Raw genomic sequence first — 13,112 nt, forward strand, 5'->3', positions numbered from 1 at the left:
GACTAAGTAAAAACAATATGAACTATCTTTAAGACTAAGAAAAATTCATAAAAAATTTCAATATGCATAATTACATCAGCGCCGAAGAAGCTATTTATACCATTAAAAGCGGAAACCGTGTTTTCTTTCACGGAAGCGCCTGTACTCCGAATTACTTAATCGACGAACTAGCGAGGCAATCCCACCGTTTGGATAATGTAGAAATGGTTTCTATTACCCAACAGGGAAATGTGGAAATTGCAAAACCTGAGTACAAAGACAAATTTTTCGTTAATTCTTTATTTGTTTCGTCTCCTGTACGCGATGCGGTGAATTCTGACAGAGGAGATTTTGTTCCCGTATTTCTAAGTGAGATTCCTATCCTTTTCAGAAAAAATATATTACCGCTTGATGTTGCTTTAATTACCGTTTCCCCTCCGGACAAACATGGTTTCTGTACACTGGGAACTTCTGTGGATGTTGCGAGAGCTGCGGTGGATACCGCAAAAATAATTGTCGCCGTAGTCAATCCTTTAATGCCGAGAACGCATGGTGACGGAATGATCCACATCAGCAGAATTCATAAGCTTGTATGGCATGAAGAAGAACTTCCAACCGTAGATTATGGAGCAAAAGTAGGTCCGGAAGAAATGCTGGTCGGAAAAAATGTTGCGGAATTAATTGACGATAAATCCACCCTGCAAATGGGAATCGGAACCATTCCTGATGCGGTTTTGAAATGTCTTCATAATCATAAAGATCTGGGAGTACATACCGAAATGCTGAGTGACGGTGTAATTGATCTGATCCAGAATGATGTTATCAATAATAAATATAAAGGTTACAACGACAATAAAACCATTACCAGTTTCTGTTTCGGAACAAGAAAACTGTATGATTATGTAGACGATAATACGGTATTTTCTTTTGATGATGTAAGTACGGTAAATTTCCCGATCAATATCATGAGAAATAATAAAATGGTTGCCATCAATTCGGCGATTGAAATTGATCTTACCGGACAAGTTTGTGCAGATTCCATCGGAACGATGCAGTACAGCGGAATCGGCGGACAGATGGACTTTATGAGAGGAGCAGCATTAAGCGAAGACGGTAAACCGATTATTGCGATTACTTCAAGAACCAAAAAAGGAGTGTCCAGAATTGTTCCTTTCCTGAAACAGGGAGCCGGAGTGGTAACCACAAGAGGACATATTCATTGGGTTGTAACGGAGTACGGTACCGCTTATCTTTACGGAAAAAATTTAAGGCAGAGAGCTCAGGAATTAATCAGCATTGCGCATCCCGATGACAGAGAAATGTTGGAAAAAGCTGCTTATGAAAGGTTTAAGCAATAATTTTTTCAATATTTTACCAGATTTTCAGTTTCTATGTCCTTTCAAAAATGCACCTTCAATTTAACATAATGAAATAGTCGGAAAAATTAAGTTAAATGGCAGTATATTTGCTAAAGAGCTTTTAAAAACAGGACATTGAAAACGATATATAATTCGATAAGAGAAGAGGTTATAAAACATCCCAAAGTGAGAAATTCGGTTCTGGGAAATGTACAGGAATGGAAGCGAAGCCATTATATTATTCTTTCTGAAATCATTAAAGATGAACTTTCTGAGGCTGAAGAACTTAAAGGCGGAAAAAAGTTTGAAATTGGGAATACGATTTCCCATGTTACCCTTCAGCGTTTTTTTGAAAATGATTATCAGGACAAAACGCACAACGATCTCCGGTTTCTGAAAACACTGGATAAGATCTGTATTTTTCTGGGGTATAAAGATTTAAATGCCTACATCCAGTTTGTAAAGGAAAAAAGACAGGGGAATGAAGAAAACAACAACCAGAAGTTTTTCCAGATGGTGTATGATTACTGCGCTACCGTTTTTGAATTTTATAAACAGTTTCCGGATCATAAAACTGAACTCTTCAAAGATTTGGTTTTTAATGAATCTCCTTTTCTGGAAAGAGCATCGCACTTCAGCAAAGAATTGTGTGACAGGGATTTTCATCTGGTAACGAAAAATAACCGTTCGAATTATGAAGTATTCGATATCCATATCGTGACGGATGAACCGGACAAAAAAATTCTGGAATCTCAGGAATTCTGGAATCTTCTGTTCAAAGTAGGGACGGCAGGCGAAGAGCATTTTGTCAATCAGCTGAATACCCAAATTTATTTCATCCGCAAAATAGACAATGTCTGGAAAATATGGGATAATTATAATCCCGACGCAGGAAGATTAAACAATGTAAAATAAAGAAAGCCGCAGGGAAAACCTGTGGCTTCGTTTTTCGAAATATTTTTTTTTCATTTGTTAGCAATACAAATCTATAAACATTATTACCAAAACAATAAACTTAAGCATACTTAAATGAACTTTTCTTTACGATTATGTTAAATAAACCTAACGGGTGTTTGTTAATATTTTTCGTATTAGTAAGAAATTCGTAATTTGCATTCCCATAAATATAAAAGTAAAAATAGAATATGTCAACACTTACATTTGCCGAAAAAATTGCTCAGGCTGAGAATTTTTTACCCATCAACGGTACAGATTACATTGAGTTTTATGTAGGAAATGCTAAACAGGCTGCGCATTATTATAAGACCGCTTTCGGTTTTCAGTCTGTTGCCTACGCTGGTCCTGAAACCGGAGTAAGAGATCGTGCTTCTTATGTTCTTCAGCAGGGAAAAATAAGATTGGTACTTACAACAGGGCTAAAGTCTGATTCTCCCATCAATGAGCATGTAAAAAAACATGGTGATGGAGTGAAAATTTTGGCTCTTTGGGTGGATGATGCCTATTCTGCGTTTGAAGAAACCACAAAAAGAGGCGGAAAACCTTATCTTGAACCGGTAACATTAACAGACGAAAATGGTGAGGTAAGAATGTCAGGAATTTATACTTACGGAGAAACCGTTCATATGTTTATCGAAAGAAAAAACTACAACGGTCCTTTCATGCCGGGTTACGAAAAGTGGGAAAGCGATTACAAGCCTGAAGATGCAGGTCTTTTATATGTAGACCACTGTGTAGGAAATGTAGACTGGGACAGAATGATTCCAACAGTAGAATGGTATGAAAAAGTAATGGGATTTGTAAATATTCTTTCTTTTGACGATAAGCAGATCAACACAGAATATTCTGCTTTGATGTCTAAAGTAATGTCCAACGGAAACGGTTACGCAAAATTCCCGATTAACGAACCTGCAGAAGGTAAGAAAAAATCTCAGGTAGAAGAATATCTTGATTTCTACGAAGGTGAAGGTGTACAGCACATCGCGGTAGCTACAAAAGACATTATCCACACCGTAACAGAATTAAAAAAACGTGGTGTTGAGTTTTTATCTGCGCCGCCTGAAGCCTATTACGATATGGTTCCTGAAAGAGTGGGACACATCGACGAAGATCTTAAAAAACTTCAGGAACTGGGAATTCTTATCGATCATGACGAGGAAGGATATTTGCTGCAGATCTTTACAAAACCTGTAGAAGACCGTCCTACCCTATTCTTTGAAATCATCGAAAGACACGGAGCACAAAGCTTCGGAGCCGGAAACTTCAAAGCATTATTCGAAGCATTGGAAAGAGAACAGGAAAGAAGAGGAAACCTGTAATTTTATTTGTAATATTGAGTTTTGTCAGGATGAACAGTCTTGACAAAACTTTTTTTAAAAAACACATTAATATGAGAAAATTTTTAATTGGAATGTTATTTTTAGGAGCAAGCTTTGGATTAAAAGCGCAGTACGGTTCACTAAATGATATTCTTACCCGACTTGAAGAAAGAAAGGGAGTCAACCAGAATCTGGAAGCGGTAAACATTGACAATAAAAAGTTTGTTTTCATCAATGATGAAGCAGACCATACCGAAAGGGATTTTATTGTCATTAAAGGAAACAAAGCGACTTATGTAGAGGTTTTTGATGATAAAGCCACCGGAGAAAGCAGTTCTAATGTTTTTTCAGGGGATATCGTGAGAAACAAAAAGAACATCATTTCTTTAAGAGCTGATCTTCTGGAAAACAAAAAAGTTCCGATCCCGGTTACCAAAACGCTACTTTTAACAAGACAGGACAATATTCTGTACCTGATTGACGTGAACACAAAAGCAAGATGGATTGACGAAGAATCTTTTTCTAAAGTTAAAAACAAAACCAAATCTAAAAAGTAATATTTAAAGAAATATTACAACCAACAATTCTAACGGATTTATATAAAGTCCAAACTAAATTCTAAAATTATGAAATCATTTGTAGAATATTCATCAGATTCAGATTTTTCTATCCATAATATTCCGTTTGGTGTAGCGGTTTTCAACAAAGAATACATCGGATGCTGTACAAGAATCGGTGATCAGATTATAGATCTGGCAACGTTGTACGATTTAGGATATTTCGAAGAAATTGAAGGCTTTGGCGATAACGTTTTCGAAGCCTATACCTTAAATGAGTTCATCGAGCTTGGAAAGCCTGTAACGAATGCCGTTCGTTTAAAAATTCAGGAATTATTACAGGAAGGTTCTACTTTGTCAAAAGACGAAAAAACCATTGAAGAAGCTTTCTATGAGCTGGATCAGGTTAAAATGATGATGCCAGTTCATATTCCGAATTATACAGATTTCTACAGCAGCATTGAACACGCAACCAACGTGGGGAAAATGTTCAGAGATCCTGCAAATGCACTGCTTCCTAACTGGAAACATCTTCCGGTAGGTTATCACGGAAGAGCTTCCTCTATCGTAGTTTCAGGAACGGAAATCAACCGTCCGAAAGGTCAGATGAAACCCGCAGATGTGGAAAAGCCAATTTTCGGACCTTGCAAACAGTTGGATTTCGAATTGGAAATGGCATTCATCATCAATAAAAATACCGAAATGGGCGAAAGTATTTCCACCAAAGATGCTGAAGACGCAATTTTCGGAATGGTGGTTTTCAACGACTGGTCGGCAAGAGACATTCAGTCTTGGGAATACGTTCCGCTGGGACCATTTTTAGCTAAAAATTTCGGTTCCTCTATTTCGCCGTGGGTGGTTACTCTGGAAGCTTTAGAACCATTCAGAACCGCTTCTCCTACACAGGATCCTGAAGTTTTGGATTATCTGAAATTTGAAGGAGATAAAAATTACGACATCAATCTTGAAGTCTATCTTCAGCCTGAAAACGGAGAGCAAAACCTGATCTGCGAAAGCAACTACAAGCATATGTACTGGAACATGACGCAGCAACTGGCTCATCACACCGTAAACGGCTGTAACGTGGAAGTCGGAGATCTTTACGCGAGCGGAACTATTTCAGGAAGCGATCCGAAATCTTTTGGTTCCATGCTGGAATTAACGTGGAGAGGTCAGAATCCTATTCAGTTAAACAACGGAGAAGAAAGAAAATTCATTAACGATAACGATACCGTAACCATGAAAGCCTGGGCTGAAAAAGACGGGGTAAGAGTTGGTTTTGGAGAAGTTTCTGGCAAAATTATTCCTGCAAATTAATTATATTTAAACACTTAAGTATTTTTAAGTTAATAATATATCATAAATTTAAGTTCACTTTAGTTTTCTGAAAATCTATGATTTTCATTATCTTTCACTTTATGGTAACTCAAAAATTCATTAATGACCTTTCATATAAAATTGTTGGAGCTTGTATTGAAGTTCATAAACAGGCAGGACCAGGATTATATGAAGATGTTTATCATCAATGTTTAGAAAGAGAATTTGAAATTTTAGGTTTAAAATACAAAAGTGAACTTGAAATTCCTTTTTCATATAAAGGGAAATTAATAGATTGTAAATTAAAATGTGATTTTCTTATTGAAAATCTAGTTGTTTTAGAAATAAAGTCGGTTTCTGAAATTCACCAAATTCATAAAGCTCAAACGATGAACTATATGAATTTACTGAAAGTTCCAAGATCAATTTTGGTAAATTTTAATGTCATTAATCTTTATTATGAAGGTTATGAATCTTTTGCCTCAAAAATCTTCAAAACACTTCCCATAGAATGAAAATCGTAGATTTTCAAAAAACTAAGGTGTACTTCAAATAAAGGAAAATCTTTAAAACTAAATTAACTTAAGTGTTAAAAAGTAAAAATATGAAAACACTCATCCCATCAGAAATAACTCCCGTACAATTGCAGACAGTAATGCAGACAGCCGTTTCACCGCGTCCGATTGCACTGGCTTCAACGGTTGATAAAGACGGAAACAGCAATCTGTCGCCGTTCAGTTTTTTTAATATGTTCAGTACGATTCCTCCGATTTTGGTTTTTTCACCTTCAAGAAGAGTTCGCGATAATACGATCAAACATACGCTGGAAAATGTTCTTGAAGTTCCGGAAGTGGTGATCGGAACGGTTAATTTTCCGATTGTACAGCAGATCTCTTTGGCTTCAACAGAATATGAAGAAGGCGTTAACGAATTCATTAAATCCGGATTAACGATGAAAGATGCTGATCTTGTTCAGCCTAAATTAATTGAGGAATGTCCTGTAAATTTTGAATGCAAAGTTTTAGAAGTAAAATCTTTAGGCGATCAGGGCGGTGCAGGAAATCTGGTGATCTGTGAAGTTCAGAAAATTCATATCCGCGAAGAATATCTGGATGAAAACGGCAATCTGGATCAGGCAAAACTGGATATGGTGGCAAGATTGGGAAGCAACTGGTATTCCAGAAATACGGCAGACAATCTTTTTGAAGTTCCAAAACCTCTGGTAACGAAAGGAATCGGTTTCGATCTTCTTCCGGATGAAATAAAATTCAGCAGAATATTCACAGGAAACGACCTGGGAATGTTGGCGAATGTTGAAATCTTACCGGCAGGAAACTATCATTCCGACGAGAATGTTCATCTGGAAGCTCAGAAATTATTACTGGAAAGTAAAATTGAAGAAGCGTGGAAAATTCTGATTTATTAAGGGATTTATGAGAAAATATTTCTTCTTATTCTTGATATTGCTGGGTTTGCAGTCATGCTACTATCCGGTTAGAAAAGATTATGGAATTTACAGCAAATCGCTCGTATTTTCAAAAGATCAAAAATGGCTGATAAACAATATCAATACTACGGTTGATGCGCACCACCGGGAAATGATGACTGCAGAAACCATGAAATTGTTTACTCAGTTAAGTGAAGGAAAAGCCTATGATTTAAAGACAGCAAAATCTGAAAACTTAATCAGTCATGGTATTCCGTTCAGTCCGGAAACGGATGATCTGGAAGATCTTAAAAACAATTCCGATTTCAATTTTCTGGTGAATATTTATACTTTCAAAGTTAGAAACGGTTTAGACAATTCGATCGGTGTACAGTATGAATACAACAAAAATGAAACATTTGCGATGATGGATGTTTATGACATCAAAACATTGAAAAAAATCTACACCCTTAAAGCCTATTCGGAAGTTTCTGTAGAAAAAGGTGAGAAAGCAACGATCTTTACACCGTCCACTGAAATGATGACCATGAAGAACTTCAGAAGTCTCTTAAAATCGGTAAAAAAGAATGCTATACAAATGAATAAATAAAAAGGAGTGAAAAATTTCACTCCTTTATTTTTTTAAAAGCAACACTGAGAACGTCCGTTTACAGTGACGATTGTACCATAATCGTTTGGACATCCAGAAGCGATACAAGTACTGTCTCCATCGCTGAGATAGAAATTATAACATCCTACAGGCGGACAACTAGGTCCTTGCCCTACAATACTTTTTTTAGCTTCTCTGCTCAATTTTTTTAAATTTTTCATAGTGTACGATTTAGATTTGTTGATATCACTAATGTATGAAAAATTTTTAATTTGAATATTAATTATTTATAAATCCAGAAAAATCATATTTTCTCTTTAATGAACATAATGCATTTTTCCGTAACTTCATTAAGGTCTTTGGGCAGTTTTGGCTCTTCCCAAGGTTCTTTTGCCCCAAAAGTATGATTGGCTTTTTCAATAAGATACAGCTCAGAATTTGGATTCAGAATGTGAAGATGCTCTGCGCTTTTTACATTCACCGCCTCATCATCTGTCCCATGAATGATTAAATAATGTACTTTCGCCATCTCGGTTGCTCTTTCGACATCAAAACGGTGAAAATTATTTTCAAAATCTTCATAAAACTGATAATAATGAGGCATTTCCTGCTTTGTTCTTCCATTCATCACATAATACACTCCGGCTTCCTTCCATTTTTCGAAGGCATCGTTTTTCGGGAAACGATCCAGTGTATCTACACTTGCAAGGGTAATTAAACCGTTAATTCTTTCATCCTCAAAACTTTTTATGATTGAAATTCCTCCTCCCCTGCTGTGACCGATCAGGATAATCTTATCAGCATCTACATTTTCATTTTTAACGAAGTAATCAATCACGGTTCCCAGATCCGAAAGCTCTTTAGAATAATTATTATTTCCAAAAGCTTCAAGATCAGCAAATTGATGAGGATTTTCAACCGTTGTTCCGTTGTGCGAAAAATTAAATTTCACAAAGAAAAATCCGGCTTCCGCAAACTTTTCAGCCATAAGATTCCATGCGCCCCAGTCTTTGTAGCCTTTATAGCCATGAACAAAAATGACCAACGGTAGTTTCTCCCCTGTTTCCGGAAAAAAGGCATCGGCAAGAAAATCTCTGGTTTCAGGATTGGAAATAATGATATTTTGCTTTTTTGTGATCTGCATATTGTATTGTATAATGATTTATTAAAAAACTTTTTTGTCATTCCGACACAGCATTAATAGATGCGGGCATCGTTCAGGAAATTTATATTTAGATTCTTCATTCCACTATGCTCCATTCAGAATCATAATTTCGAAACAATCATTTTTTTACCTAAAAATAGTATAAATAGAAATAAACACAAAGGAATATCTTATTTTTGCCTTATGTTGGATTTAAGAAAGGTAACCGTCATGCGTTATATTCTGCCGCTTCGGGAGGGAGGTTCTCTTCCTGCTCTGGCAGAAGCAGATGATGATTTTAAATATGTTCTGAAATTCCGTGGAGCAGGTCACGGAGTAAAAATGCTGATCTCTGAACTGATCGGCGGAAAAATTACAGAAATTTTGGGATTGAAAATTCCCGAGCTTGTTTTTGTGAATCTGGATGTGGATTTCGGAAGAACCGAAGCCGATGAAGAAATTCAGGATCTTTTGAAAAATTCCGAAGGTCTTAACTTGGGACTTCATTATCTTTCAGGTTCCATTACTTATGATCCGAGTGTGAAGATCGATCCGCTTCTGGCTTCAAAAATCGTCTGGCTGGATGCGTTTATCACGAATATCGACCGCACTTTCAGAAACACGAATCTGCTGATGTGGCACAAAGAACTATGGATTATTGATAACGGAGCTTCTTTTTATTTTCACCATTCATGGCAGAATTTTGATGCTGCAGCAAAAACACCTTTTAAATATGTAAAAGACCATGTTTTGCTTCCACAGGCATCGAAGCTGGATGAAGCCGATCTGTTTGCCAAAGAAGTACTGAACGAAAAGGTATTCAGGGAAATTGTGAATATCATTCCCGAAGACTGGCTGCACTGGAATGATGCGGAAGAAACGCCGGAAGAAATCCGTGAAATCTATTTCAACTTCCTGAAGACCCGATTAGAACATTCTGAAATCTTTTTAAACGAAGCTAAAAATGCAAGAGGATAAAATCTACGAATACGCGGTAATACGATTGGTTCCGAAGGTTGAAAGAGAAGAGTTTTTCAATATCGGACTGGTGATGTTTTCAAAAAAAGAAAAATTCATTAAAGTGGAATTTTATCTCTGTCCGGATAAATTTAAGCTGATGCGAAGCAAAATCGATTACGAAGACGTGATCCAGAATCTGGAAAGCTTCAAAAAAATTGCAGATGGCGCAAAAGACGGAGGACCAATTGCACAGCTTGAAATCCCGGAAAGATTTCGCTGGCTGACTGCCGTAAGAAGTTCTGTGGTGCAGACTTCAAGACCTCATCCTGGGAAATCCAAAAATCTGGAAGATACTTTTGGTAGGCTTTTTGAGGAGTTAGTAAAATAATACGCTTCAAAAAAATATTCTATGAAATTTACGAATGACAATACTATATACAGGTTTTCCAAAAGCCTGTTTTTTATTTTTCTGCTCAGCTTTTTTACATTAGGCTATTCTCAGGGTCCGATCGAAGGAACTCCATCACCGCCAAGTGTTCTTCTTCCTGAAAAAACGGCTTTTTCAGAAAATATTACGTATAAAAATGATGCTTCCGGAAATCCCATCAAATTGGATCTGTACAAACCGAAAAATGCAGGTTCCGCAAAACTTCCGGTGGTTATTTATGTTCACGGCGGAGCATGGGCAAAAGGTGATAAAGTAGTAAGATCCAACAATTATATCGAAAATTTCCTTTTAAAACTTGTTGAAAAAAATTATGCTGTTGTAAGCATCGATTATACGCTTGTAAGCGAAACCGTACACTTTCCGCTGCCGATTCAGGATACCAAAGATGTGGTGAGATGGGTGCGAAAAAATGCTTACCAATACCATTTTGATCCCGATAATATCGGATTTTTCGGAGCTTCTTCGGGAGCGCATCTTGCTCTGATGGCTGCTTATACGAATGATAATGAATATTTGGGAAGCCCTGAATTATCTTCTTATTCGGCAAAGGTGAATTATGTGGTTGATAATTTCGGACCGACTGATATTAACAAACTTCTGCATACAAGACTGGGAAAAGTTCCGGTGTCTATTGTAGGTTTGTTCTTTAAACCTATTGTTGAGATCAGACAAAAACTGGTTTATGGAATTTCCGGGTACGATATTAATGATGAAAAAAGAAAAGCCATAGATTATCTGGAAACGGTTTCCCCGATCAATGAGACGGAAAACGGAATTCCAACCTTTATTCTTCATGGAAATAAAGATAAGGTGGCTCCCTTGAGTCATTCTAAAAAACTGGTAAAAAAGCTGAAAAAGCAAAATATAGAAGCTGAACTTGTAGTGGTAGAAGACGGAACACACGGTTTCGGAACGACTGATAAAAAATATATGGATCAGCTTACGGATGACATGATGCTTTTTATTGAAGCGCACAAAAAGTGAAAATAATAAAATTCGCTAATTTTACCCTAAAGTATTAATTTACCTAACAGTTTTTCTTATAAAAAACCACAATTAAAAATCTATAAACCAAGCGTTTAAATTTATTTCACTGGGAATATTCAGCTTATTTCTCACCCTATTTTTTTTTCTGTTGATTGCTAAAACAGTGCTGTTAGTAGAGGCTGCTATTTCTTTTGTTGTAAAGTTTAACTTCAGCATAGCACAAACTTCAATTTCTGTTGCAATAAGCGTGGGAGCAATATTAGTTAGCTTGACAATAAAATCAGGAAAATAAGAGCTAAATTTTACAACAAAACCGTCATTCGATTCTTTTGCCTGTACAATAAATGCCTGTAATTCTTCAAGATTAATAATTGTTTTACTTTTTTCTAAAAGTAATGATTTTTCTAAATTTTCTTTTAGCAAAGATTGAATGTTCCGAAACTTAATATAGAATAGATATGCAAAAATAATAAGAACAGTAAAAATGTAGGAAAAAGCTATATTTCTTATATCCTTTTGAGAATTCCTATTAAGATTAAAAAAATTAAAAAGTTTAAACTGGGTAAAAAAATTAACAAATAATAATACTAAAATAATTGTAGTAATTATTATTACATATTTAAAATCTTTTTTTTGTTGAAAAATAAATGGCAATGAAACTACAAGTGGAATATTATATAGATAAACCATAGACTCTTCTCCCCAATAAGAAGATCCAAAAAATATTTCTAATGCAAAAATTAAATAAAGCAAAAAAATTATACGCTTATTGAACCTTAAATTTGGCAAGTATAATCCTCCAATAATAATAAAACAAATAATAACCTTTACATAAAATGAATAAGATGGTCCATAAATGAAATCAATAATCATTAATACAGTCTCCTCAATAAGTACTAAGAAACTAAAAACATTAATTAATTTAAAATTTTCTTTATCTGAAAGATCTTTTAATTCAGATAAATCTAAATTTACAATTTTATGGAAAAAATTCATTTAACTATATGAAATTTAAAATCTAAAACCTGATGAAATTAAAGATATATTTTTGATAAAAACGAAATATAAATATAATAATTTATTTCTTAACAAATTATATTATTCAATAAATGTATGCCCCTCAAAAATGCGTAATTACTTAATCTCTACAGAATAATAGAACTTTTTCCACTTAGTGATCGTATTTCGGCTAAGTCTGAAATGTCGAGCTAATTCTGAATTATTTAACTTGTTTTTTACTTGGTAGTCAAGAATCTCAAAAATTGAACTCTTATCATATGATCGGTGGCTGTTGTTTATTTTATCTTTATCTGAAACATAATTTTCAAACAGTTTATCATTTAAACGAATAACATCCAAAGATGAAAGCTCCTTTTTGCATAACAGAAATAAACAATCTTTTTTCTTCTCGGGATATTTTTTTGTAATTATGTCTATGTAAAGACGCTTATAATCGGGGGTAATTTTATTCATGATTATTTTAACGAATTAATAAGAATATTAAACAGTAAATTCTAAACTGCATTTCTCAATCAATTTTTTCTTTATATTTAGAAATCCATTTATAAAGAGTTGTTTTGGGTATTCTATAGTCCTCAATTATCTGCTGACATGTTTTTTCTTTACTTTCGATAAGTTCTAAGACAAAATCAATAATTTCTCTTGTATAAAGGTGCTTACGAAATTCAGGAAGAGAGGTTTTCTTTATTAGACCACACACTATATCTTCACTAACAATAGCAGGAGGTGAGTATAAAATAAGGTGCTGACTATAGAGACGAAAAAAATCATATTTTAAAAGCTTACTCCATTTTAACAGATTGTCTACTGAAATATTCTCACTTAAATAGATATTTTGGACTTCCTCTTTATTACATTTAAAAAAAGTACAAATTCTATTAGTGTTTATTTTTAATTCTTTAACACGCTTTTCAATTAAAGAACCCACATGAATTTTTTTATAGTTCATAATTAAATTTACTTTAATCTTTTTTTTAAATTATTTATTTAATTTGATAATTGCCAATCACATTATTTAAAATAATACTCT

The 13,112-nt window shown here is 34.8% G+C and carries 15 protein-coding genes; 11 read left to right on the plus strand and 4 right to left on the minus strand.

Going from position 1 to position 13,112, the window contains the following annotated elements; all coding sequences use genetic code 11:
* Positions 1 to 62 precede the first annotated feature (62 nt).
* The 8 genes from DD829_RS02580 to DD829_RS02615 all read left to right on the plus strand — a co-directional run bounded on the left by DD829_RS02580 (position 63) and on the right by DD829_RS02615 (position 7,523).
* Positions 63 to 1,337, plus strand: a complete 1,275-nt coding sequence (locus DD829_RS02580; protein ID WP_108411024.1) for an acetyl-CoA hydrolase/transferase family protein — start codon at positions 63 to 65, stop codon at positions 1,335 to 1,337.
* 135 nt (positions 1,338 to 1,472) lie between these two features.
* Positions 1,473 to 2,252 carry a hypothetical protein gene (locus DD829_RS02585; protein WP_108411023.1) on the plus strand — a complete coding sequence of 260 codons (780 nt, stop codon included), beginning with the start codon at positions 1,473 to 1,475 and terminating at the stop codon, positions 2,250 to 2,252.
* A gap of 230 nt (positions 2,253 to 2,482) precedes the next feature.
* Complete coding sequence (gene hppD, locus DD829_RS02590; RefSeq protein WP_087707682.1) at positions 2,483 to 3,613, plus strand: 4-hydroxyphenylpyruvate dioxygenase; 1,131 nt, start codon at positions 2,483 to 2,485, stop codon at positions 3,611 to 3,613.
* A 71-nt stretch (positions 3,614 to 3,684) separates the two neighbouring features.
* Positions 3,685 to 4,170 carry a hypothetical protein gene (locus DD829_RS02595; RefSeq protein WP_076395835.1) on the plus strand — a complete coding sequence of 162 codons (486 nt, stop codon included), beginning with the start codon at positions 3,685 to 3,687 and terminating at the stop codon, positions 4,168 to 4,170.
* 69 nt (positions 4,171 to 4,239) lie between these two features.
* Entirely contained in the window at positions 4,240 to 5,487 is a 1,248-nt protein-coding gene (fahA, locus tag DD829_RS02600) for a fumarylacetoacetase (RefSeq protein ID WP_116547491.1), read from the plus strand.
* A gap of 101 nt (positions 5,488 to 5,588) precedes the next feature.
* Positions 5,589 to 6,002 carry a GxxExxY protein gene (locus DD829_RS02605; protein ID WP_116547492.1) on the plus strand — a complete coding sequence of 138 codons (414 nt, stop codon included), beginning with the start codon at positions 5,589 to 5,591 and terminating at the stop codon, positions 6,000 to 6,002.
* A gap of 89 nt (positions 6,003 to 6,091) precedes the next feature.
* Positions 6,092 to 6,913, plus strand: a complete 822-nt coding sequence (locus tag DD829_RS02610) for a flavin reductase family protein (RefSeq protein WP_108410520.1) — start codon at positions 6,092 to 6,094, stop codon at positions 6,911 to 6,913.
* A gap of 7 nt (positions 6,914 to 6,920) precedes the next feature.
* Entirely contained in the window at positions 6,921 to 7,523 is a 603-nt protein-coding gene (locus DD829_RS02615) for a hypothetical protein (RefSeq protein WP_108410519.1), read from the plus strand.
* A 32-nt stretch (positions 7,524 to 7,555) separates the two neighbouring features.
* On the opposite strand, the gene DD829_RS23430 is transcribed toward DD829_RS02615, so the two are convergent.
* Both DD829_RS23430 and DD829_RS02620 read right to left on the minus strand, forming a co-directional pair.
* The gene (locus tag DD829_RS23430; RefSeq protein ID WP_185204911.1) at positions 7,556 to 7,744 is read right to left on the minus strand and encodes a bacteriocin-like protein; all 189 of its coding nucleotides are present in this window, start codon (positions 7,742 to 7,744) and stop codon (positions 7,556 to 7,558) included.
* Between the two features lie 83 nt (positions 7,745 to 7,827).
* Positions 7,828 to 8,667 carry an alpha/beta hydrolase family protein gene (locus DD829_RS02620; RefSeq protein WP_108410518.1) on the minus strand — a complete coding sequence of 280 codons (840 nt, stop codon included), beginning with the start codon at positions 8,665 to 8,667 and terminating at the stop codon, positions 7,828 to 7,830.
* Positions 8,668 to 8,871: 204 nt separating this feature from the next.
* Here DD829_RS02620 and DD829_RS02625 point away from each other — a divergent pair, with 204 nt between their 5' ends.
* The 3 genes from DD829_RS02625 to DD829_RS02635 are packed head-to-tail and all read left to right on the plus strand — an operon-like array spanning position 8,872 to position 11,059.
* A complete protein-coding gene (locus DD829_RS02625; RefSeq protein ID WP_076395768.1) occupies positions 8,872 to 9,645 on the plus strand; it encodes a HipA family kinase in 774 nt (257 codons plus the stop codon).
* Entirely contained in the window at positions 9,632 to 10,015 is a 384-nt protein-coding gene (locus tag DD829_RS02630) for a DUF3037 domain-containing protein (protein WP_108410390.1), read from the plus strand. Before DD829_RS02625 ends, DD829_RS02630 begins: the two co-directional genes overlap by 14 nt.
* A gap of 21 nt (positions 10,016 to 10,036) precedes the next feature.
* Complete coding sequence (locus DD829_RS02635; RefSeq protein WP_108410389.1) at positions 10,037 to 11,059, plus strand: alpha/beta hydrolase; 1,023 nt, start codon at positions 10,037 to 10,039, stop codon at positions 11,057 to 11,059.
* 72 nt (positions 11,060 to 11,131) lie between these two features.
* Here DD829_RS02635 and DD829_RS02640 read toward each other — a convergent pair whose 3' ends face one another.
* Both DD829_RS02640 and DD829_RS02650 read right to left on the minus strand, forming a co-directional pair.
* Complete coding sequence (locus tag DD829_RS02640) at positions 11,132 to 12,058, minus strand: helix-turn-helix transcriptional regulator (protein ID WP_116547493.1); 927 nt, start codon at positions 12,056 to 12,058, stop codon at positions 11,132 to 11,134.
* A gap of 532 nt (positions 12,059 to 12,590) precedes the next feature.
* Positions 12,591 to 13,031: a transposase gene (locus DD829_RS02650; protein ID WP_116547495.1), complete on the minus strand. Its 441-nt coding sequence runs from the start codon at positions 13,029 to 13,031 to the stop codon at positions 12,591 to 12,593.
* Positions 13,032 to 13,112: the final 81 nt, after the last annotated feature.

Source organism: Chryseobacterium sp. HMWF035 (genome assembly GCF_003094695.1).
In the GTDB taxonomy this organism is placed as follows: Bacteria; Bacteroidota; Bacteroidia; order Flavobacteriales; family Weeksellaceae; genus Chryseobacterium; species Chryseobacterium gambrini.

Coding starts and splice junctions, on each gene's coding strand:
- DD829_RS02580 (WP_108411024.1), top strand. CDS start 63: ATGCATAATTACATCAGCGCCGAAGAAGCTATTTATACCATTAAAAGC.
- hppD (WP_087707682.1), top strand. CDS start 2,483: ATGTCAACACTTACATTTGCCGAAAAAATTGCTCAGGCTGAGAATTTT.
- DD829_RS02595 (WP_076395835.1), top strand. CDS start 3,685: ATGAGAAAATTTTTAATTGGAATGTTATTTTTAGGAGCAAGCTTTGGA.
- fahA (WP_116547491.1), top strand. CDS start 4,240: ATGAAATCATTTGTAGAATATTCATCAGATTCAGATTTTTCTATCCAT.
- DD829_RS02605 (WP_116547492.1), top strand. CDS start 5,589: ATGGTAACTCAAAAATTCATTAATGACCTTTCATATAAAATTGTTGGA.
- DD829_RS02610 (WP_108410520.1), top strand. CDS start 6,092: ATGAAAACACTCATCCCATCAGAAATAACTCCCGTACAATTGCAGACA.
- DD829_RS02615 (WP_108410519.1), top strand. CDS start 6,921: ATGAGAAAATATTTCTTCTTATTCTTGATATTGCTGGGTTTGCAGTCA.
- DD829_RS23430 (WP_185204911.1), bottom strand. CDS start 7,744: ATGAAAAATTTAAAAAAATTGAGCAGAGAAGCTAAAAAAAGTATTGTA.
- DD829_RS02620 (WP_108410518.1), bottom strand. CDS start 8,667: ATGCAGATCACAAAAAAGCAAAATATCATTATTTCCAATCCTGAAACC.
- DD829_RS02625 (WP_076395768.1), top strand. CDS start 8,872: ATGTTGGATTTAAGAAAGGTAACCGTCATGCGTTATATTCTGCCGCTT.
- DD829_RS02630 (WP_108410390.1), top strand. CDS start 9,632: ATGCAAGAGGATAAAATCTACGAATACGCGGTAATACGATTGGTTCCG.
- DD829_RS02635 (WP_108410389.1), top strand. CDS start 10,037: ATGAAATTTACGAATGACAATACTATATACAGGTTTTCCAAAAGCCTG.
- DD829_RS02640 (WP_116547493.1), bottom strand. CDS start 12,058: ATGAATTTTTTCCATAAAATTGTAAATTTAGATTTATCTGAATTAAAA.
- DD829_RS02650 (WP_116547495.1), bottom strand. CDS start 13,031: ATGAACTATAAAAAAATTCATGTGGGTTCTTTAATTGAAAAGCGTGTT.